This is a genomic window from Micromonospora sp. MGP-C2 (assembly GCF_057766525.1).
In genome coordinates this window covers 1581319-1600627 of sequence record NZ_JBYMEN010000002.1, presented here as the reverse complement: position 1 = coordinate 1600627, position 19309 = coordinate 1581319, and the positions used below count along the sequence as shown (strand labels likewise).

The following is a 19309-nucleotide window of genomic DNA, read 5'->3' as shown; positions in this document are numbered from 1 at the left end:
AGGAGATGGCCATGAGTGACGACGTCACCCAGTACATCAACAAGACGCAGCCGTGGCAGATCGACGTGTGCGAGAAGCTGCGCGCGATGGTCGTCCAGACCATTCCTGATGCCGAGGAGCGACTGCAGTACGGCAAGCCGCACTACCTCAAGAACGGGCACTACGCGGCCGTCATCTCGGTGGCCAAGGACAAGATCTCCTTCATGGTGTTCAACGCGACGGACGTTCCGGAGGTCAAGGGTTTCCTCCGGTCCCTGGGCAAGGGTGAGCGCAAAGCCGTCGACATCAAGGACGGGCAGACCGTCGACTACGACGCGCTTGCCGGCATCCTCAAAGAGACCACGGCCGCCCTGTAGCTGCGTACACCTCCGCGCGGGGGTGATGGACGCGGTCACCGGCGGTGGCCTGAGGGCTGCCACCGCCGGTGCCGGCGGCGTCAGAGCCGCGAGGTGAAGGTGGCCAGGAACCGGTGCGGGGTGACCACGCCGGCGTTGTCGAAGCAGATCACGTCGACGTCGGCGTTGGTGGTGTACGTCCAGGGTTGGGTGAGGTGGCAGTAGTTGCTACCCGCACCCTGCGCGACCACCTGGGCGTGGGTCTCCTTGATGCCGATCTGCGGGAAGGTCGCCAGGTAGCGGCCGGCGGGGGCCAGCGGTGCCACCGCGTTCGCTCCGACGCCGAGCACCGAGTTGTCGTTGGTGGGCCCACCGACGGCGGTACCCAGGTAACCGAAGTACGACGGCGGGCCGAGGGAGCCGATCACCGGCCGGCGGCGGTGGTACGAGAGGGCGAAGTCGGTGTTGGTGAGCGCACCGGCCTGGTTGTAGCAGAAGACGTACACCTGCACGTCGGTGCCGACCGCGTTCCAGGAGTAGACCTTGCACCGGCGAGGGCCGGCGTTCGGCTGCACCGCGGTGACCTGCACGTTGCCGGCGAGCAGCCCGGCCAGACCCACCCCGGGCAGCCGCACCAGATACTGGCCGACGCCCAGCGGGCCGACGGTGTTCACCACGCCGGCGGAGTTGTACGACTGCACCAGCACGCCGCCGCCCCACTGCGCGTACGCGTGGGAGGTGCCGGCAGGCAGCACGCCGGAGCTGGTCGTCCAGAGCACTGTGAACGGGGTGTCCTCGCGCGTGCCGCCGGGCTTGTGGCACTGCACGTCGACGATCTCGTCGGCGCCGGACTGGAACCAGCGGACCACCTCGCAGTAGTGCCCGGTCCGGTTCACCGGGGTCACGTGCGGCACCCCGCGCGAGCTGGCCCCCACCTGCGGGAAACGGACCTGGAACCGGCCGGGCGCGAGCTTGACACCGTCGGCCCAGGCTGCGGGGAACGCAGTCTTCCAGCTACCCCACTGCCGGCTGGTGTCCAGCACGGTCCAGACCGGCACTGTGGGGTCCTTGACGTACGCGAAACCCCAGCGGTCGGCGGTGGCCGCCGCTGCCGGGGTCACTGGCGCGAGCGCGCTGGCCGCCAGGACGGCGGCCAGCGCTGCGGTGACGAACGATCGGAGACGCATGTGTTCCTCCAGTCGACGGGAACATGTCGGTGAGGAGTGTGCGCGCAGTGATGCACTGGTCACAGTCGGCTACCTCGCGCTCCGGTGTCGGGTCTCCGCCACCGAGCGGACCGCGCGACGGCGAGTCGCGTTCGTGGCAGGCGCCGCCCACCGTGGACGCGGTCGCGCCATCCACGGTGTTGATCGCCTCAAGGAATGCTCAAATTCGATCGAGGCGATCCACTGCGGCCGCAAACGCACATACGCTCACCGGACCCAGCCGGCTCCCGTCCTCCCGTCCTTCTCGCAACGACGATCGTCGACGAGCACGGAGTCCTGCCACCACCTCAACCATCCGTCGTAAGTAGAAGGAGGGGGAATGCGGCACATACAACGGCGCATCGCGCTTCTGGCGCTGCCCGCCCTGGTGGGTAGCATCCTCGTGGCGACCGGGCCTGCGGGCGCGGATCCCACCGGGCCGTCAGCCGCCACCAGCCGATCCCAATCTGAGGATCGCGAGTCGGTACGCCTCGTACAGATCAGGCTGACCGGCGCCGACATGCTGGACAAGGTGGCCGCTGCCGGCTTCGACCTTGAGCACGGCCTCCGACGCGTGCCGACCGGCATCGAAGGCGAGGCGGTGGTGACCGCCGAGCAGGTCACCGAACTCACGGCGATGGGCGTCGAGGTGCTCGCCGACGATGCCGGCTTCGCCTGGAGCGACCAGGCCGACGGCGGCATCGGCGTCGACGTCGCCGGCGCGCGGGCCGTCCAGCCGTCGAACCACCAGGCGACGGTACGCATTGCCCGCGCCGACTGGTTCACCACCAAGGGCCAGGGCTTCCTGTACGTCGAGGCGCGGACCACCGAGGGTCAGCAGGCGGACCCGATCGTCGGGATGCAGGTCGAGAACGACTCGGGCAAGGGCACCCCGTTCGGCTTCGCGCGGACGATGAGCCGGTTCGTCGACTCCGGGCAGTACATGTTCCACCGGAACCTGTTCAAGCTCGACACCCGCCCGACCAGGATCCAGGTGACGAGCTCCACTGGTGGGGTCACCACCGGTGTGGTCTCGAACTGGTTGGAGAACGCCCCGCCGCCGCTGACGGCGAACCCGTCCTACAAGTCGGACTTCGTGGACGGCTACAAGCACCCGCAGCAGCTCTACAGCCGCGCCAAGGAGATCGCCCGCCAGTACCCGGACATCGCCGAGATCGTCTACCTGCCGAACCAGACCAACGGGTACCAGCGCAAGGCGCAGGCTCAGCTCGGCGGCACCGGGCAGGCGGCGGTCGTCGTCACCTCCGCGGCGTGGGGCCACGAGGGTGGCAACGACATCACAGTGGAGTTCGTGGACCGGCCCGATGCGAACCTCCCGCTCGCGGTGGAGGTCACGGGCAAGGCGGTTCGCGTCCTGCTCGCCACGGACGCCGCCGGGGCGCCGGCGAGTACGGCCACCCAGGTGGCGGACGCGTTGCGGAGCCGGTCCGCGGGCCTCATCGACCGGGCGCACCCGTACCGCACCAACGAGGGCACCGGCATCGTCGCGCCGACGACCGGCCCGGTCGCGCTGACCGACTTCCTGGACCAGAAGCGCGTCGGAGCACCGGAGGGTGAGGTGCCGCGAGGCCCCGCGACGATCCCGGTCCTGCGGATCGGCAAGCACCGTGACGGCAAGAAGCCTGGTGTCCTGATCCAGGCGCAGGACCACGCCCGCGAGTGGGTGCCGGCGACGACCAGCCTGGAGTCGGCCGAGCGCCTGGTGCACAACTACCGGTCGGACCGGGAGACGAAGAAGATCGTCGAGAACACCGACATCTTCTTCATCCTGTCCAACAACCCCGACGGGGCGAACTACAGCTTCTACAACTTCGCCTCGCAGCGTAAGAACATGACGAACCACTGCCCGGACGCCAGCGCCGATCCGGCGCAGCGGAACTCCTGGGGTGTCGACCTGAACCGGAACTACCGGGTCGGGTCGGGCCACGACGGCTACGCGGGAGGGTCGACCAACTGCGTCAGTGGCACCTACCAGGGGCCGGAGGAGCTGTCCGAGCCCGAGTCGAAGAACATCATCTGGCTGGTCGAGAAGTACTCGAACATCAAGTTCATGATGTCGGTGCACTCCAACGGTGGTCAGCTGTTCTGGCAGCCCGGCGCCTACATCGCGGACGGACGGATCACCACGCCGCGCCCGCCGCTGGGTGACGAGGCGTTCTACTGGCAGTCGGCCGCCCGGATCCTGTCGCAGGTCAAGGCGCACCGGGAAACCGTCGTCACGCCGGAGAACGTCGGCGGCTCGTCGGACGTCCTCTACTCCTCAGCTGGCAACGTGCGCGAGGACCTGTACTACACCTACGGGATCTACGCGTTCGGCTGGGAGGTGGGCGGCTCCGTCTACAACCCCGCCACCGGCAACTGGCAGGGCGGTTCGTTCCAACCCGAGTGGACGGGAAACCCGGAGCTGGTCAGTGGCCACGCCGAAACGATGGAGTACGCCAACGGCATCATGGAGATGTTCCGGGTCGCGGCGGACTGGGGCAAGGACAAGAAGGATCCGACGTCGCAGCTGGTCCCCGGCGGGGGTCGTTACTCCGAGCCGGTCGACGTGCGCTTCGAGACCAGCGAGCCGGCCACCATCTACTACACGACCGACGGCAGCCGGCCCACGCTTGAGTCGCCCCGTTACGCGGCCACCGAGTTCCGCGAGCCGGGGCAGGTGTTCCACGTGACCGAGACGACGACGTTCCGCTGGTTCTCGGTCGACAGCGCCGGCAACATCGAGAAGAACTACGACCCGACGAAGACGGACAAGCGCAACAACTACCGCACGGCGACGATCACCATCGCCAAGAAGTAGCGCCCCTTTCCGAGGATCGTTGCCCCGTCGGTGTGGTCCAACCGCGCCGACGGGGCGACGACGGGATGGTCAGGGGTTGAGAAGGACCTTGATGGCGCGGCGCTCGTCCATCGCCCGGTACCCTTCGGCGGCCTCGTCGAGGGGGAGGGTGAGGTCGAAGACCTTGCCGGGGTCGATCTGCCGGGTCGCGATCAGGTCGATCAGCTCGGGCAGGAACCGGCGCACCGGGGCGGGCCCGCCGTGCAGGTGTACGTGGGAGAAGAACAGCTCCTCCCCGGGCAGTTCGACGTCGTGAGCCACGCCGACGTACCCGACGTGACCACCGGCCCGGGTGGCCCGGATGGCCTGCATCATCGACTCCTGGGTGCCGACCGCCTCGATGACGGAGTGCGCCCCGAGACCGTCGGTGAGGTCCTTGATGCGGGCCACGCCCTCGTCGCCGCGCTCGGTGACGATGTGGGTCGCCCCGTAGTCCGCGGCGAGCTTCTGGCGCGGCTCGTGCCGGCTCATCGCGATGATCCGTTCCGCGCCGAGCCGCTTCGCGGCCAGCACGGCGAGCAGACCGACCGCACCGTCGCCGACCACCGCGACGGTCTTGCCGGGGCCGACCTCGGCCGCCACGGCACCGAACCATCCCGTGCCGAGCACGTCGGAGGCCGCCAGGAAACCCGGGATCAGGTCGTCCGAGGGAACGTCCGGCGTCGCGACCAGGGTGCCGTCGGCCAGGGGTACGCGCAGGTACTCGGCCTGGGCGCCGAGCCCGCCGACCGGCTCACGGTGCACGCATGAGGACTGGTAGCCGGCACGGCAGATCGGGCAGGTGTTGTCGGAGGCGAAGAAGGAGCCGACGACGAACTGGCCCGGCCTGATGGTGCGGACCTCGCCGCCCACCTCCTCGACGACGCCGACGTACTCGTGGCCCATCGGCGACGGTCCCTTGACCGGCTCGACCCCCCGGTACGGCCACAGGTCCGAACCGCAGACACAGGTCGCGGAGACCCGGATGATCGCATCGGTCGGGAGCAGGATCCTGGGATCCTCCCGCGTCTCGACCCGGACGTCGCCGGGAGCGTGCATCACGACACCACGCACAAGTTCTTCCTTCCCAGGGGCCGGACGTCCGGCCTGTTGTTACCCGTCCAACTACCCGGGCAGGCCGTGATGATGCCGCCTCCCGGGCACATTCGGGACGACGCTCACCACCACCGCCTTGCCGACGCTTGATTAAATCGAGAGCGGTAAATAGATTGAGGATGGGCACCGCCGTGGTCCGGGCGACCGGGCCGTCGGCGGCTGACAGGTCCACCCCGAGCCGGGCACTTCGGTCGTACGCGCCGACCAGCCGCTGTGGCGCACCGCCGCGCCGCACCCAGGGCGCGTTGTCGCGCCGCGTCCGTCCCGGACGCGCGCCGCCGCGTCGCCTCCGCTCAGCTCGATGGCAGAAGGACCCTTCATGACGATCTTCCGTGCCCGCCCCGCTCCGACCCTGGTGGTCGTCGCCGCGCTGGCCGCCGCCGTGACCGTGACCGGCACAGCCCTGCTCACGGGCCCGGCCGCAGCCGCCCAGGGCTGCCGGGTCGACTACACGCCCAACCAATGGTCCGGCGGATTCACCGCCAACATCAAGGTCGCCCCGGGCGACACCGCTGTGTCCAGTTGGACCGTCACCTGGACGTACGCCGGCGACGAGCGCGTCACGAACGGCTGGAACGCCACGGTCAGCCAGTCCGGATCGACGGTGACCGCCCGCAACGCGTCGTACAACGGCAACATCCCGGCCGGCGGCGCGACCGAGTTCGGCGTGCAGGGCACGTTCGGCGCCAGCGGTGGCGCGCCGACCGGGTTCAGCCTGAACGGAGTGCCGTGCAACGGCGCTGCGCCGACGACGCCTCCACCCACGACGCCTCCACCCACGACGCCCCCGCCCACGACACCTCCACCCACGACGCCCCCGCCGACCACCGAGCCGCCGGTCGGATGCGCCGGGGCGGTGCTCTGCGACGGCTTCGAGAACCAGACCGGCTCGACGCCGTCCGGTGACTGGGCCGTGGTGAGCCCGGACTGCTCCGGAGCCGGCACGGCCACCATCGACACGACCACCACGCACAGCGGCAGCCGGGCGGTCCGGATCAACGGCGCAGCCGGGTACTGCAACCACGTCTTCATCAGGTCGACGAAGAACCTCAGCAGCGTCGGCAGTGTCCGGTACGGACGGATCTGGGTGCGGCACACCACCGCCCAGCCCACCGATCACACCACGATGGTGACGATGGCCGACGCCGCCGACGGCAACAAGGACCTGCGGTTGGGCGGACAGAACGGCGCCCTGCAGTGGAACCGCGCCTCCGACGACGCGACCCTGCCCGAGCAGAGCCCGGCGGGGGTGGCGCAGAGCCTGCCACTACCGGTCAACCGGTGGGCCTGTGTGGAGTTCATGGTGGACGGCTCGGCCGGTCAGCTTCGTACGTGGCTGGACGGCACCGCTGTCACCGGACTGACCGCGGACGGCGTCCCGACGCACGACATCGACGGCCAGTGGTACAACCGCACCTGGCGACCGCAACTCACCGACCTGAAGCTGGGCTGGGAGAGCTACGGCGGCGGGGCCGACACCCTCTGGTACGACGACGTCGCGGTCGGGTCCAGCCGAATCGGCTGCTGACCCGTCGAGATCGTGAGCGGTGCACCGTCAGCGGTGCACCGTCACGTCCCGGCAGATGATCAAGGGTGTGTCGCGCTGGATGTCACACCCTTGATCATCTCCGACTCCTCAGGGTGCTGAGGTGGATGCCCCGCGGCCCGCCCACACGGGGCTGTCCACGTAGTGGTTGTCGTAGCGATCCTGGGTTTCGCCGACCTCCTGCCAGGTGGCTTCGCCCCGATGCACCTTGTCGAGCAGTCGGTAGTAGTCGAAGCGGGGCTTACCAGGGGTGATCACGACGAGGAAGTCGGCGTCCTGGCTGTCGGCGGGGGCGAAGGCGTGCGGTGTGCTCGGCGGGACGAAGAGCATGTCTCCCTGGTGCAGGGTGTGCAGTTCCTCGCCGACGAGCATCTCGAGGGCGCCGTCGAGTACGAAGAACAGCTCGCCGGAATGGGTGTGCAGGTGTGGCGGTGCGCCGTCGGTGCCGTGCTTGAGCAGGGTGCGATTGCTGGTCAGTGCGCCGTCGGTGTGCTCGGGGTCGAGTAGCAGTGTGATGACGCTGGCCGGGTCGCTGTCGAGAACCTCGGCCTGGGCTGCGCGTACCAGTGTCATGGTCGGCTCCTTCGTCGTCCGTCGATTCCTAGACATTAGGTGTCCAGAATCTTCCAGGCCAGTGATCGTGGCGTGAGTCACAGGTTCTGGACATGTAGAATCCAGGATTATGCGGATGAGTCAGGGCGTCGAGTGGGCCCTCCACACGTGTCTCAACCTGAGCTGGATGGACGCGCCCGTGTCAACCGGCATCCTCGCGGCGTTTTATGAGCTGCCTCCGGCCTACCTGAACAAGCAGCTCCAAGCCCTGGTCCGAGCCGGGATCCTGACGTCGACCTCAGGGCCGCGCGGGGGCTTCCGGCTGGCCCGGGCCCCGGCGGCGGTCTCCCTGTTGGACATCGTGGTCGCGATCGAGGGCTCGGAGGAGCTGTTTCAGTGCGACGAGATTCTCAGCAAGGGGCCGGGCGAGCACGCGGGCGTCGACTATCGACAGTCCTGCGCGTTCGCCCAGACGATGCGGGGCGCTGAACTGGCCTGGCGACGGGAGCTTGCCGGCAAGACGGTGGCTGACGTCAGGGCCGATGTCGAGCGTGGGCACCCCGAAGCCCCGGCCAACACCCGAGCCAGGATCGCGGAGCTGCGCTAGGACCACCGGGTTCGCCCCTTCCTCTGCGGTGCGGGAGGGTGCCACAATGGCAGCGGCGTCCAAGCGGTTACCGCTGGGCCCGGGGGAGGGCCTTCCGCAGGAAGCGGACGGTGGGCACGAACCCGGAGGCCGCGATGCACCTTGTTCCCGACGCTGGCGCCATCTCCAGCCTGGTCGATCTGCTCGGTGGTGTGCTGCAGTTGACCGCTGCGGTCGTCACCCTGGTGGCCGCCGTCAACGTCCGTGGGCGTCGCCCTGGTCGCGGGCGGGGCGGCGATGATGACGACGCTCGTCCGTGAGACCCGCTCCGACGCGGCCGCTCGCGCGGTTGCGGCGGTCAACTGCCGGGCCTCTGGTCAGGATCGCGTCCGGAACGGGGCAAGGGTGGCGCGGATCTGCTCGCCAGCACCCCAGTCGTCGTCGAACTGGGCCAGCACGGCGAGGTGTTGTCGCAGCTGGACGACTGGCATGCGGGCCTGCCAGCCGTCGTCCAGAGAGGTCAGGTCCGCATAGACCTGGAAGAACCGTTGCGCCTCGGGCGGGGGCGAGGTGGACCACACATGGGCGAGGTCGACCTCGGCCCACATGTACGACACGGCCGGGTCGATCAACGCGGGCCGCCCGTCCGGGGTGGCCATGATGTTCTGCGTCCACAGGTCGCCGTGTGTCAGGCACGCCGGCCGGTCCGGCAGCAGGTCGGGCAGTCGGTGACACAGCCGCTCCAGTGCCGCCCGGTCCGCCGCGTCGAGCGCCGCCTCGACGCGGGGCTCCCCGAGCCACCGGAGCAGCCGGTGCTCTGCGAAGAACGCAAACCCGTCGTCATGCCACGTGTTGACCTGGCGGCGGCGGCCCAGCCAGTTGTCGTGGTGCCATCCGAAGCGAGGATGGGTCGTGCTCGTGTGCATGCGGGCGAGCAGGTGCGCCAGCTGCTCCCAGAAGCTCTCGGTCTGCGGCCTCGGGCGCAGCACCGACAACACGAGCAGTTCCGGGTCCACCAGGAGCACCTCGGGTGTGGCCATGCCGCCGAGTTCGCGTAGGGCGGCCAGCCCTTCGGCCTCCGCGACGAAGACCCCCTCGGCGGGCGCGTCGGCGAAGCCCTTGACGAACACCGACGGGGCGTCCCGACGGGTGGCGATGCCCGCGAGCGCCGCGACCCCGCCCGTCACCGGCTCCACTGTGACGACCTCGCTCATCCCGGCCTGGAGCAGGCGTTCCAGCAGCGTCGTCGTCGAGCTCATCAGGACACACCTCTCATCTGCGTGCACCCCTGCCTGCGGCTGCACGCCCCCGGCGGCCACCAGGAACCGTTGTCAGCCCGGCCTTCACGTCGATGCCAGCGTAGGCGGCCACGGTCCTGTGGACACCTGAGCGGTGTCCCGTAGGTTGGTGGTGCGAACACGTGACCGACGGCGGTGGTTGGCCTCCGTCACCGGCCAGTGGGTCATGGACCATCCACGCATTCGAGGAGAGGCGGACCACGACATGACGGCGGTGCCTGCCGCGGATCCGGCGGTTGCCGGGCGAGGATCGGCTGAGGAGGATCTGCGGGCGTTGTTCGGGCAGTCCACGGCCGTCTTCGCGTCGTTGACCGGCCCGGCGCATGTGGTGGAGACGGCGAACCGGGCCTTCTTCGAGACCATCGGTCAGGAACGGGTCCGCACCGGGGTCGCGCTCGTGGACGTGATGCCCGAGCTGGCCGATCAGGGCTTCATCGCTCTGCTGGATCAGGTCTACCGCACGGGCGAGGCGTACGTCGGCCGTGACGTCCGGGTCGTGCTGGGCGTCGGCCCGCAGGCCCGGGAGGCCTTCTTCGATGTCTCCTACGAGCCGCGTCGAGACGCAGCCGGCGCGGTGACCGGGATCCGTGTGCTCGGCGTGGAGACCACCCAGGTCAAGCATGCCCAACGGTTGATGACCGAACACCGCGCCCTGCTGGAGCAGATCGCCCGCCAGGCGCCCCTGACCGAGGTGCTTGACGGGATGGCCCGCTGTATCGAGAATCTGGCACCGCAGGAGGTGCTCGTCTCGGTGCTGCTCGCCGATGCCGACGGCCGGCACCTGCGCCACGGCGCCGCCCCCAGCCTGCCCGCCTTCTACAACCAGGCCATCGACGGCATCGCCACCGGCGAAGGCGTCGGCTCCTGCGGCACCGCCGCCCACCGCCGGGAGCCGGTGATCGTCACCGACATCACCACCGACCCGTTCTGGAACGACTTTCGGGATCTGGCCGACCGGGCCGGTCTGGCGGCCTGCTGGTCCACTCCCATCCTGGCTCGCGACGGCGGCCTGCTGGGCACGTTCGCCATGTACCACCGCACCCCGCGCGTCCCACAGGACTCGGACCTCGCTCTCACCCGGGTCTTCGCCGGCACCGCGGCCCTGGCCATCGAACGCCACCACATCGAACAGGCGAAGACGGCCGCCGAAGCACGCGCCAGGGCGGCTCACGACGAGCTGGCCAGGGTGCTACGCGTGGAGCGGGAACTGCGCGCCGAGGCCGAGCAGCGTGCTGCTGCCTCCGCAGAACTCGCCGCGCGGATGCGTGCCGCCGCAGCCGCGCAGGCTGCCCTGCCACACCCGGAGCACTGCCAGCTCGGCGATGCTCCCGGCTGCACCGCACCCGCCGAGATCAAGATCGCTGATTCGTGGGGTGACTCGGCATGGGGCTGTACCGCGCACGTCGAGGAGGCCCTTCTCAACGTGCGCTCGGTGTTCATCGCCAGCGAGGAACTCGGCGGCCTGGCCGCCTACCTCAACCGCTGACGAGGTCTGCGACGGCCGGCACCTGGCTGGCCCGGCCGTCGCCCTGGTCCCTGGTCAGGAACTGTGGGCTGCCACGTTGATGACGTTGCCGTCCGGAGCGCGGACGAAGAACCGCCGCACTCCCCAGGGCTCAGTGGTCAGCGGGTGCACGATCGCGTAACCGAGGCGCTGTGCCTCCGCGTAGGCGCCGTCCACGTCGTCCACCTGCACCGAGATGACCGAATCCTCGGGTGCGGACGCGTCGCCGGAGACGAGCTGCACGCTCGCGCCGCTGTCGGGCGAGGTGTAGCGGGCCACCCAGCCCAGGTTGAACTCCTCGTTGCTCAACCCGAGGTAGTCGCTGTAGAAGCCCTTGGCGGCGCTGATGTCAGGCACCGGAAGGTTGGCCAGGACGCGGACGACGCGCACGCGGACCTCCTGCTTCGAGTTGTGGAATCCGCTCATCATCCTGCGTCGTGCGTCCATACCTGCTCATCGCCGCGCGGGGAGTCGGGAGGCAGCGCCGCGGTGGGCCCGCAACGTGCGCGGACCCACCGCCCTTCATCGAGTACGCGACGGCCAGCCTCTCAACACCAGGTCAGCGTCGAGTTGATCCGGGTGACGTTGCTGATGGTGTTGTTCGCGCCACCGCAGGGACTCTGGGTGATGTTGGTGCCGCTGACGGTCAGGTTCTGCAACCGGATGCCGGAGGAGATCGGGAACTCCGTCCGCGACGCGATCCTGATCTCGCCGCCGCCCGTCACCGTCCCGGACACCCCGGCGATCACGACGTTGTAGCAGTTCTCCACCAGGATCGAGTTGTTCCCCGTGTTCGAGATCGTCACCCGGTCGATGACCGCGCCACCGGACTCGGAGACGCAGAAGATCCCGCGGCCACCCCCGGACGCGATCACGTTTCCGACCCGGATGTTGGTCGGATACGAGCTGCCCACCCGGCCGTTGCGGTTGGCCATCCGGAAAGCCGCGTACCCGGTGCCGGCACCGGCGCCTTGGGCGTCGACCGTGCCGACAGTGGCGTTGATCGTGTCGTTGAGTAGCAGGCCGGAGTCCCGGGTGTTCCGCGCCGTGACAGTTCCGATGGTCAGACCGTCCACGCCGTACGTCTCCACCCCGTGCGTGCCGGTGCCTGACACGTACACGGTGTCGATGCGGACGTTGCGTACCTTGACCGACCGATCTCCGCCGTGGTTGTCGATGCGCACTCCCAGGCCGGCGGAGAGCCGCATGTCGATCTGCCCGAGGGTCAGGTTGTTCACGTTGCGCATGAAGATGCCGTACAACGGCGACCCGGTCAGCGTCAGGTTCTGCACCTCGACATCCGTGGTTCCCCGCGAGTAGACCGGCGCCTGGTCGCCCGAGCCCGATGCGGTCACGTTGATCGTGCCGCACACCGCGAGCGTCGTGTACGACGGCAGCGACAGCCGTGAACCCGCGCTCATCGACCCGGAGCCGCGGACCACGACCCGCTGCTTCGACGTCCGACCGGCCGACAGTGAGTTGACCGCCGCCTGCATGGCGGACAACATGCTCGTACCCGAATAGACCGTCGACGAGCCGTTACGGGCCGTCCAGGTGCTCCCGCTCAGCACGGCCTCGGCGTTGGTCGACCCGCTGCCACAGCCGGGTGGCGTGCTGCCCCCGCCCACCTGGACCATCTGCCACTGCTGGTTGGCACCGTTCTGGTCGGTGTACTGGCTGATGCGGCCGCCGTCGGCGGTGGACCGCTCCCAGACCTCGAGTGCCTTGGCGGAGTGGCGGTTGATCAGCCGGACATGGCCGCCGTCGGAGTCGAGCACCTGGAACTGCTGGTTGGTGGCGTTGAGATCCGGCCACTGGCGGTACTCGGCGCCGTCGGCGGTGTTCCACTCCCAGAGGTCGACGACCTTGCCGCTGTGTCGAGCCTTGAGGCGGTAGTAGCCGCTGCCGGACGAGACGAACTGGAACTGTTGCCATTCGCCGTCGTTGCGGGACCACTGCTGGATCACCGCGCCGTCTGCCGTCGAGGTGTCCCGGACGTCGAGGACCTTGCCGCTGTGCCGGTTGACCAGGACGTAGTAGGCGTTGGTGTCGATGGTGGCCGCCGCTGCCGGCGGCGCGCCGACCAGCACAGCGCCGGCGGCACCGACCAGCGCGGTGATCATGGCCAGAACCAGGCCGGTACGCCGGCCGCGGCGGATCGAGCCGTGGCTGGACGGTCTCGTGGTGGTGGGGGTCATCGGTGCTCCTGGCTCGATGGGGGAGTGGTCCCGCGGCTATTCCAGGTGGAAGGTGGCGGAGGCGCGCTCGGCACTCGTGCTCACCGCTTCCAGGTAGAGCAGTCCGTCGCGGTGGCGTACGTACCGGCCGGGGAAGTTCTGTGACTCCAGGGAGACCCCGGTGCTGGCAGCCAGGCCGGATTGGCGGTGGAAGCTCGCGTCGCCGCCGAAGAGCGACGAGCCGTCGCTCCGTTCGACGTACAGGGCGTAGCCACGGTGACGCAGGTAGTACCCCGGGAAGTTGGTCGACTCCAACGACACCGTCCCGCCCCCGGCGAGGCCGCTGACGATGCGGAACTGCGAGTCGGCCAGGTTGGCCACGTTGGGCTCGACCCGGGCCCGATAGTCGTAGTGCCGGATGTAGCTGCTGGTCAGATCGTGTGAACGCAGCCGCACCGGTGTGGCCCCGTCGGGCACCGGGATGCCGAAGTTCGGGGTGCCGTCGGCGTTCCAGTACACCTTCTGCAGCCTCGTCCGCCGGTTCGGGTCGTTGAGCGGATCGCCGCTGATGTCACGGTAGTTGCGGTCGTGATAGACCAGGATGTCGCTCTGCCCATCCTCGGAGACCGTGAACGAGTTGTGGCCGGGGCCGTACTGACCGGTGGCGGCGTTGCTGGCGAACACCGGGTTGGGGCTCTTGCTCCAGGCGGCGGCGTCGAGCAGGTTGGCGGTGGCCGAGGCGCTCAGCATCCCGAGGCAGTAGTTGGCGTCCGTGGCGCTGGCCGAGTAGGTCAGGAAGATGCGGCCGTTGCGTTGGATCACCGCCGGTCCCTCGGCGACCCGGTAGCCGCGGGTCTCCCAGTCGTACGTCGGCACGACGAGTCGCGTCACCGTGCCGGTGATCTGCCACGGGTTGGCACCCATCCGGGCGAGGTAGACGTTGGAGTTGTTGGAGATGCCCGGCTCCTGCTGCGCCCAGGTCAGATAACGCACCCCGTTGGCGACGAAGGTCGACGCGTCGAGGCTGAACGTGTCCCACGGTGTCGTGATCCGACCTCGTTCGGTCCACGACCCGGTCAGCGGATTCGCGCTGGAGTTCTCCAACACGTACATGCGGATCCGCCACACGTCGTCGGTGCGGCCCGCGGCGAAGTAGACGTACCACCGGTTGTTGATGAAATGGATCTCCGGCGCCCAGATGTGGGCGCCCATCTCGCCGCTGGTGTGCCGGTTCCAGATCGTGGTTTCCGCCGCCGTGGCCAGGCCCTGGAGGGTGGTCGCACGTCGCAGCACGATCCGGTCGTACTGCGGCACCGTCGCGGTCATGTAGTAGTAGCCGTCGGTGTGCCGGACGATGTGGGGGTCGGCCCTCTGGTTCACCAGCGGGTTGGTGTAGTTGACCGCCGGTGCGGCGTGCGCCGGCCCGGCCGCCGGCAGGCCGGCTGCCACGGCGAGCACCACCAACACCGCGGCCACGACCGACCGTAGGCGTCGGCGGCCGGCAGGCCCCCGGCCGGTTGCCGGGCGGGCAAGCGGATCGCGTGGGTGGAGTGGCAGCGGCATCTGTCCTCCGTACGGTTGGTGAGCGACTCATCGGCGCAGGTGGTGCCGGCCGGTGGCGTCGTGGCCGATCAGGTCGACGCCGAGCAGCACGTGGGGCCGGAACCGGCCGCGACGCCCAGGTGACGGCGCCGCCAGCCTGCGGCGCCCCGCCGGGGTCGATGCGCGAGTGAATCGCGAGATATGACGGTGGCGTTGCGCCCAGGTTGCGGTCTCAGTGTTGGCGCTAACATCGACAGGTGTCAAGGTGTCTGGTTGGCGCCCGAGATGTACTCATCGAACGCGGCGACCTCTTCGTCGGTCACGGACGGGGCGAAGTCGAGGTGCTCGCTGGGATGGAGACCGGTGCCAGAGCCGGTCACCGTCACGAACCACGCGGCCTCGTGATCGAACCAGTACGCCCTGCCCAGCAAGCCGATCTCGCTGGCCTCGGAAGGGTCGTCGGGGTCCTCCGCCGCGACGACGCGGACCCACTGCCCGTCCGTCCCGTAGGACGGTCGGGCAAACGTGAGGGCGATGTCGTTGAGGTCGAAACCACCCTCCGGCACACCAACCGCACGTGCGGCCCCGGCTCGCGCCATGGACAGCACCTCACGCGTCCGGCGGGTACGACCGACCTCCACCTCGCCATCGGGCCCGTCGATCAGCACGACGTAGGAACGGTCCGCCAGGTGGTGGCGCACCCGTGCACGCACACTTTTCGGTTGGTCGCCCATCCGCTGATAGTGCCCTTTGCGCACCAGGCGCGTCACGGGGAGCCGCGGTGGCGCAAATGGGCGCGGTCCGGGATATCCTTGCCGCATATGGCTACCTTTCGCAGCGCCTCAGTGCTCCTTTCGTCGGATGGCACCAGGACCCCCGGCACCGCCGCTCTCTTCGCCGAGCCCGCCCGCAGGGGCGGGGTCCCGCCGTGGGCAGGTGACTTCCGACCTGCCAACAGCGCCGGCAACGGCCCCAAGAACGCGGTCGGGAAGACCTTCACGTTGGAGCTGCCCGACGGCAGCACCGGCAAGGTCGTCGTTCAGGGCCTCAAGAGCGGAAAGGGAGGCGTCGTGCTGGCGCTGATGGGCCAGGACGCACCCCCTTTCTGAGCAAGACTGCTACCCACCGGCCGGTCAGCGACCTGCCGATGCCAATGCGTCCGGACAGCGTCCGGACGCATTGCCGTACCCGTGGCGGGGCGGTCCTGGCCGGTGACGTTCCGCCGGCCAGGTCGCCAGTCAGCGGCGGCCGGTGGCCAGAGCGACGAGATACTGGCCGCCACCCGCGTCGACGCTCGCGGTCACCGGCAGCCCGGGCACCAGCCGGGAAAACCGGTCGACCAGCCAGTCCGCCGCCTCCTGGGCGTCCTTCCTGCTCGGGCAACGGGCCACCAACTCCCGGCCGCCCTTGCGCTCAAGCCTCTCGGCGACGGTGATCAGCGGCGCGGGCTCCACCACGTGCAGACGGTCCGGCCAGGCGATGACCACCTTGACGGCGCCCTTGCGGGTGTTGCAGGCGCGGTGCGCAAGCCGTTCGACGACCTTGGCCTTCTTGTCCGCGGTGCGGCTGTCGACGCTGGGCCCACGCGGGTCGTTCACCGACATGTCAGCGTCGACCGGCTCGTCGCAGACCCAGCATCGCCAGTTGTCACGCCGGGCGACGTCATCGAGAAGACTCATCCGAGCAAACTAGCCTGTCAGCCCCCGATCAACGACAGACGGAGCCCTCGGCGCGGTCGCACTGCTCCAGGGGGCCTGCTCATCCACGGGCGTCGTGCTGGTTGCTGAGATTCCTTCACGAGCGTAGGAAGAACACCACCTGCGTCGAAGGAGATGCGTGTGACCACAATCAGAGGGCTCCGTCTCGCCGTGTCCGTGCTGGTGACCGCGGGCACCGTCCTGTTCGGGGCGTCGGCCGCCGCGGCACCGCCCGCCACTCCTGCACCGACCGGGCAGCAGGCCTGCGACCCGATCGACCCGACGGCCTGCCTGCTGCCCTTCCCGAACGACTACTTCACCGTGCCGGACCGGACCAGCCCCACCGGTAAGCGGGTGCGGCTCGCGACCGCCGCGATGCCCGCCAACGTGCAGGGAACCCCGATCGACCCGACGGAATGGAACCGGCAGGACGGGTTCAGCCCGGGCTCGCCGATCCTGGTGCGAGTGCCCGGCCTCGACGCCACGACGACCGGGATCGCGCCGGTCACCGACATCGGCCGCTCGCTGGCACCGGACGCGCCGATCGTGCTGATCAACGCGCGGACCGGTGAGCGCACGCCGTACTGGGCCGAGCTGGACGCGCACGCCACCGGCGACCCCGACCGGCAGGTGCTGATCATCCGACCTGCGGTGGCGCTGACCGAGGGCACCCGCTACGTCGTCGGCCTGCGCGGCATGCGCGACGGCAACGGGGCGTCGATCCCGGCACCGAAGGCGTTCAGGGCGTACGTGACCGGTGCCGGCGTCAGCCATCGCGACAGCCGTGCGCCGCAGATGAAACGGATCCTCGCCGACCTGACCCGCGCCGGGGTCAAGCGGCACAGCCTCTACCTGGCCTGGGACTTCACGGTGGCCAGCCGGCAGGGTTTGACCGGGCGGATGCTGGCGGTCCGCGACAGCGCGTTCGCCAGCCTCCGAGCCGCACCGTCGTTCACCGTCACCCAGGTGACCGACTACCCACCGGAGCAGGAGCCGCTGATCGCCCGGCAGGTGACCGGCACCATCGGCGTACCGTCCTATCTGACCGGCGACGGCGGGCCGGGCTCCCGGCTTCACTACGGGCCCGCTGGCGGCACCGGGACGCCGCAGACGCCGAACGCCCTTCCCACGCCGTCCGGCGCGACGATCGCGGCGGACTTCGTCTGCAACATCCCGCGCAGCGCCTCCGCCGCGAAGCCGGCACACCTGTCGCTCTACGGCCATGGCCTGCTCGGCAAGCCGACCGAGATCAACGCCGGCAACGTCAGGACGATGTCGAACACCCACAACTTCACCTTCTGCGCGACCAGTTGGATCGGCATGGCCGCCGGTGACCTCCCCTACGTGGCCGGTGCCTTCACCGACCTCAGCGCCTTTCCCGCCGTGGCGGACCGGTTGCAGCAGAGTTTCCTGAACTTCCTGTTCCTGGGCCGCGCGATGATCCACCCGGGCGGGTTCGCCGCCCACCCGGCGTTCCGGGACGCCACCGCACGACCACTGATCAACCTGGCCGGCGGGCTGCACTACGACGGCAACAGCCAGGGTGGCATCAACGGTGGTGCCCTCACCGCCATCGCCCAGGACTGGACCCGCTCAGTGCTGGGCGTACCGGCGATGAACTACTCCACGCTGCTGCAACGCAGCGTGGACTTCGCCCCGTTCCAGTCGGTCATGGACGGCTACTACCCGGACAAGGTCGACCAACAGCTGATCCTCGCGCTGCTGCAGATGTTGTGGGACCGGTCCGAGGCCAACGGGTACGCCCAGCACATGACCGACCGGCCATTGCCCGGCACCCCACCGCACCAGGTCCTGATGCACGTGGCCTTCGGTGACCAGCAGGTCTCGCCCGCCGCAGCGGAGGTCCAGGCGCGCACCATCGGGGCTCGCCTGCACACGCCCGCGCTCGCCGACGGTTGGTCACCGGACGTGCGTCCGTACTGGGGCATCGCGCCGATCCGCCGCTACCCGTACACCGGCTCGGCGCTCGTGATCTGGAACAGCGGCGCGGCGTACGCGCCACCGCCGACGAACCTCGCCCCGGCCGGGCCGGAGTACGGGGAGGATCCGCACGAGTTCCCACGGGCCCAGGCCGGAGCCCAGAGACAGAAGGCCGCCTTCCTGCTCACCGGCAAGGTCATCGACGTCTGCGCACGGACGCCCTGCCCGTGACCCGCTCTGCCGCCCCCCGGGGCGCGAACCTTTGACGTCACGCGCCGCCCGCCGCAGATCCGCGGTGGGCGGCGCGTTCGTGGGTGCCCTAGGCGAAGCGGTCCGCGAGCTTCGTCAGCTTGCCGACGTACGCCGACCAGTCGTAGTCGTCCGGGATGTTGGTGTTGTCCTGCCGCAGGCCGATCGCCGAGTCGTGCTGCTCGCGGATGATGTCGGCATGCCCTGCGTGACGGGCGAGGTCGCAGGTCACGTGGATGATGATCCGCTGCAGCGTCACGTCCTGCCGGCCTGGGCGCCACCACGGCACCTGCCCCGGCGCGTCGAGCGGCAGCTGGTCGATCGTCTGGTCGGCGAACACCCCGACCCGGCGATACAGATCGATCAGGCCGTCCTTCGTCTCGTCCTCGCTCGCGTACCAGTCTGCCTGTGGGTCCTCGTCGAACGCCTGCATGGGGACGAGTTCCTCCGGCGTCGGGAACTCGCGCCCGAAGGTGGGCCCGAAGTAGCCGGCTTCGACATTGAGGCAGTGCTTGATGATGCCCAGCAGGTTGGTGCCGGTCGCGGTGCGGGGCATTCTCGCATCGCGTTCGCTCAGCCCGTCGAGCTTCCAGAGCAGGTCGTCGCGATTTTCCTTCAGGTAGAGGTGCAGCGCAGCTTTCGCATCGCTCAAGTCAGCCATGACCGCCAGTCTTCCTCAGGGCTGCGCCATCGTGGGGGCGACGTTTGCAAGATCAGAAGGG

Annotated in this window: 18 protein-coding genes; 8 read left to right on the top strand and 10 right to left on the bottom strand. The window is 69.3% G+C overall.

The window, feature by feature from the left end; genetic code table 11:
- Positions 1-11: 11 nt before the first annotated feature.
- On the top strand, positions 12-356 hold the full coding sequence (locus AC3CF1_RS07035; RefSeq protein WP_355160625.1) for a DUF1801 domain-containing protein: 345 nt from the start codon (positions 12-14) through the stop codon (positions 354-356).
- A gap of 80 nt (positions 357-436) precedes the next feature.
- On the opposite strand, the gene AC3CF1_RS07030 is transcribed toward AC3CF1_RS07035, so the two are convergent.
- Complete coding sequence (locus tag AC3CF1_RS07030) at positions 437-1522, bottom strand: hypothetical protein (protein WP_488449870.1); 1086 nt, start codon at positions 1520-1522, stop codon at positions 437-439.
- A gap of 358 nt (positions 1523-1880) precedes the next feature.
- On the opposite strand from AC3CF1_RS07030, the gene AC3CF1_RS07025 reads away from it, so the two are divergent.
- Complete coding sequence (locus AC3CF1_RS07025) at positions 1881-4361, top strand: M14 family metallopeptidase (protein ID WP_354980899.1); 2481 nt, start codon at positions 1881-1883, stop codon at positions 4359-4361.
- 69 nt (positions 4362-4430) lie between these two features.
- Here the strand turns inward: AC3CF1_RS07025 and AC3CF1_RS07020 are convergent, their stop codons facing one another.
- The gene (locus AC3CF1_RS07020) at positions 4431-5453 is read right to left on the bottom strand and encodes a zinc-dependent alcohol dehydrogenase family protein (protein ID WP_488449869.1); all 1023 of its coding nucleotides are present in this window, start codon (positions 5451-5453) and stop codon (positions 4431-4433) included.
- 361 nt (positions 5454-5814) lie between these two features.
- Here AC3CF1_RS07020 and AC3CF1_RS07015 point away from each other — a divergent pair, with 361 nt between their 5' ends.
- Complete coding sequence (locus AC3CF1_RS07015; RefSeq protein ID WP_488449868.1) at positions 5815-7023, top strand: cellulose-binding domain-containing protein; 1209 nt, start codon at positions 5815-5817, stop codon at positions 7021-7023.
- Between the two features lie 108 nt (positions 7024-7131).
- Here the strand turns inward: AC3CF1_RS07015 and AC3CF1_RS07010 are convergent, their stop codons facing one another.
- Complete coding sequence (locus AC3CF1_RS07010) at positions 7132-7614, bottom strand: cupin domain-containing protein (RefSeq protein ID WP_088948916.1); 483 nt, start codon at positions 7612-7614, stop codon at positions 7132-7134.
- 109 nt (positions 7615-7723) lie between these two features.
- Here AC3CF1_RS07010 and AC3CF1_RS07005 point away from each other — a divergent pair, with 109 nt between their 5' ends.
- Positions 7724-8200 carry an RrF2 family transcriptional regulator gene (locus AC3CF1_RS07005; protein WP_354980895.1) on the top strand — a complete coding sequence of 159 codons (477 nt, stop codon included), beginning with the start codon at positions 7724-7726 and terminating at the stop codon, positions 8198-8200.
- A 110-nt stretch (positions 8201-8310) separates the two neighbouring features.
- Positions 8311-8499 (top strand): hypothetical protein, encoded by a 189-nt coding sequence (locus AC3CF1_RS07000; RefSeq protein ID WP_088948915.1) that lies wholly within the window; start codon positions 8311-8313, stop codon positions 8497-8499.
- 57 nt (positions 8500-8556) lie between these two features.
- On the opposite strand, the gene AC3CF1_RS06995 is transcribed toward AC3CF1_RS07000, so the two are convergent.
- Positions 8557-9438, bottom strand: a complete 882-nt coding sequence (locus AC3CF1_RS06995) for a fructosamine kinase family protein (protein ID WP_354980894.1) — start codon at positions 9436-9438, stop codon at positions 8557-8559.
- Between the two features lie 244 nt (positions 9439-9682).
- Here AC3CF1_RS06995 and AC3CF1_RS06990 point away from each other — a divergent pair, with 244 nt between their 5' ends.
- Positions 9683-10963 (top strand): GAF domain-containing protein, encoded by a 1281-nt coding sequence (locus tag AC3CF1_RS06990; protein WP_354980893.1) that lies wholly within the window; start codon positions 9683-9685, stop codon positions 10961-10963.
- 54 nt (positions 10964-11017) lie between these two features.
- Here the strand turns inward: AC3CF1_RS06990 and AC3CF1_RS06985 are convergent, their stop codons facing one another.
- The 4 genes from AC3CF1_RS06985 to AC3CF1_RS06970 form a co-directional block, all read right to left on the bottom strand.
- Positions 11018-11371 (bottom strand): VOC family protein, encoded by a 354-nt coding sequence (locus tag AC3CF1_RS06985; RefSeq protein WP_185755333.1) that lies wholly within the window; start codon positions 11369-11371, stop codon positions 11018-11020.
- Positions 11372-11529: 158 nt separating this feature from the next.
- Positions 11530-13179, bottom strand: a complete 1650-nt coding sequence (locus AC3CF1_RS06980; protein WP_435794734.1) for an RICIN domain-containing protein — start codon at positions 13177-13179, stop codon at positions 11530-11532.
- Between the two features lie 36 nt (positions 13180-13215).
- On the bottom strand, positions 13216-14634 hold the full coding sequence (locus AC3CF1_RS06975; protein WP_330466436.1) for a family 43 glycosylhydrolase: 1419 nt from the start codon (positions 14632-14634) through the stop codon (positions 13216-13218).
- 326 nt (positions 14635-14960) lie between these two features.
- Positions 14961-15470, bottom strand: a complete 510-nt coding sequence (locus AC3CF1_RS06970) for a hypothetical protein (protein WP_354980892.1) — start codon at positions 15468-15470, stop codon at positions 14961-14963.
- Positions 15471-15521: 51 nt separating this feature from the next.
- Between AC3CF1_RS06970 and AC3CF1_RS06965 the strand changes: the two genes are divergently transcribed.
- Complete coding sequence (locus AC3CF1_RS06965) at positions 15522-15809, top strand: hypothetical protein (RefSeq protein WP_218906239.1); 288 nt, start codon at positions 15522-15524, stop codon at positions 15807-15809.
- Positions 15810-15938: 129 nt separating this feature from the next.
- Here AC3CF1_RS06965 and AC3CF1_RS06960 read toward each other — a convergent pair whose 3' ends face one another.
- The gene (locus AC3CF1_RS06960; protein ID WP_088948909.1) at positions 15939-16379 is read right to left on the bottom strand and encodes a hypothetical protein; all 441 of its coding nucleotides are present in this window, start codon (positions 16377-16379) and stop codon (positions 15939-15941) included.
- Positions 16380-16538: 159 nt separating this feature from the next.
- Between AC3CF1_RS06960 and AC3CF1_RS06955 the strand changes: the two genes are divergently transcribed.
- Positions 16539-18569 carry a hypothetical protein gene (locus tag AC3CF1_RS06955; RefSeq protein ID WP_488449867.1) on the top strand — a complete coding sequence of 677 codons (2031 nt, stop codon included), beginning with the start codon at positions 16539-16541 and terminating at the stop codon, positions 18567-18569.
- 88 nt (positions 18570-18657) lie between these two features.
- Here AC3CF1_RS06955 and AC3CF1_RS06950 read toward each other — a convergent pair whose 3' ends face one another.
- Complete coding sequence (locus AC3CF1_RS06950) at positions 18658-19248, bottom strand: DinB family protein (protein ID WP_328382155.1); 591 nt, start codon at positions 19246-19248, stop codon at positions 18658-18660.
- Positions 19249-19309: the final 61 nt, after the last annotated feature.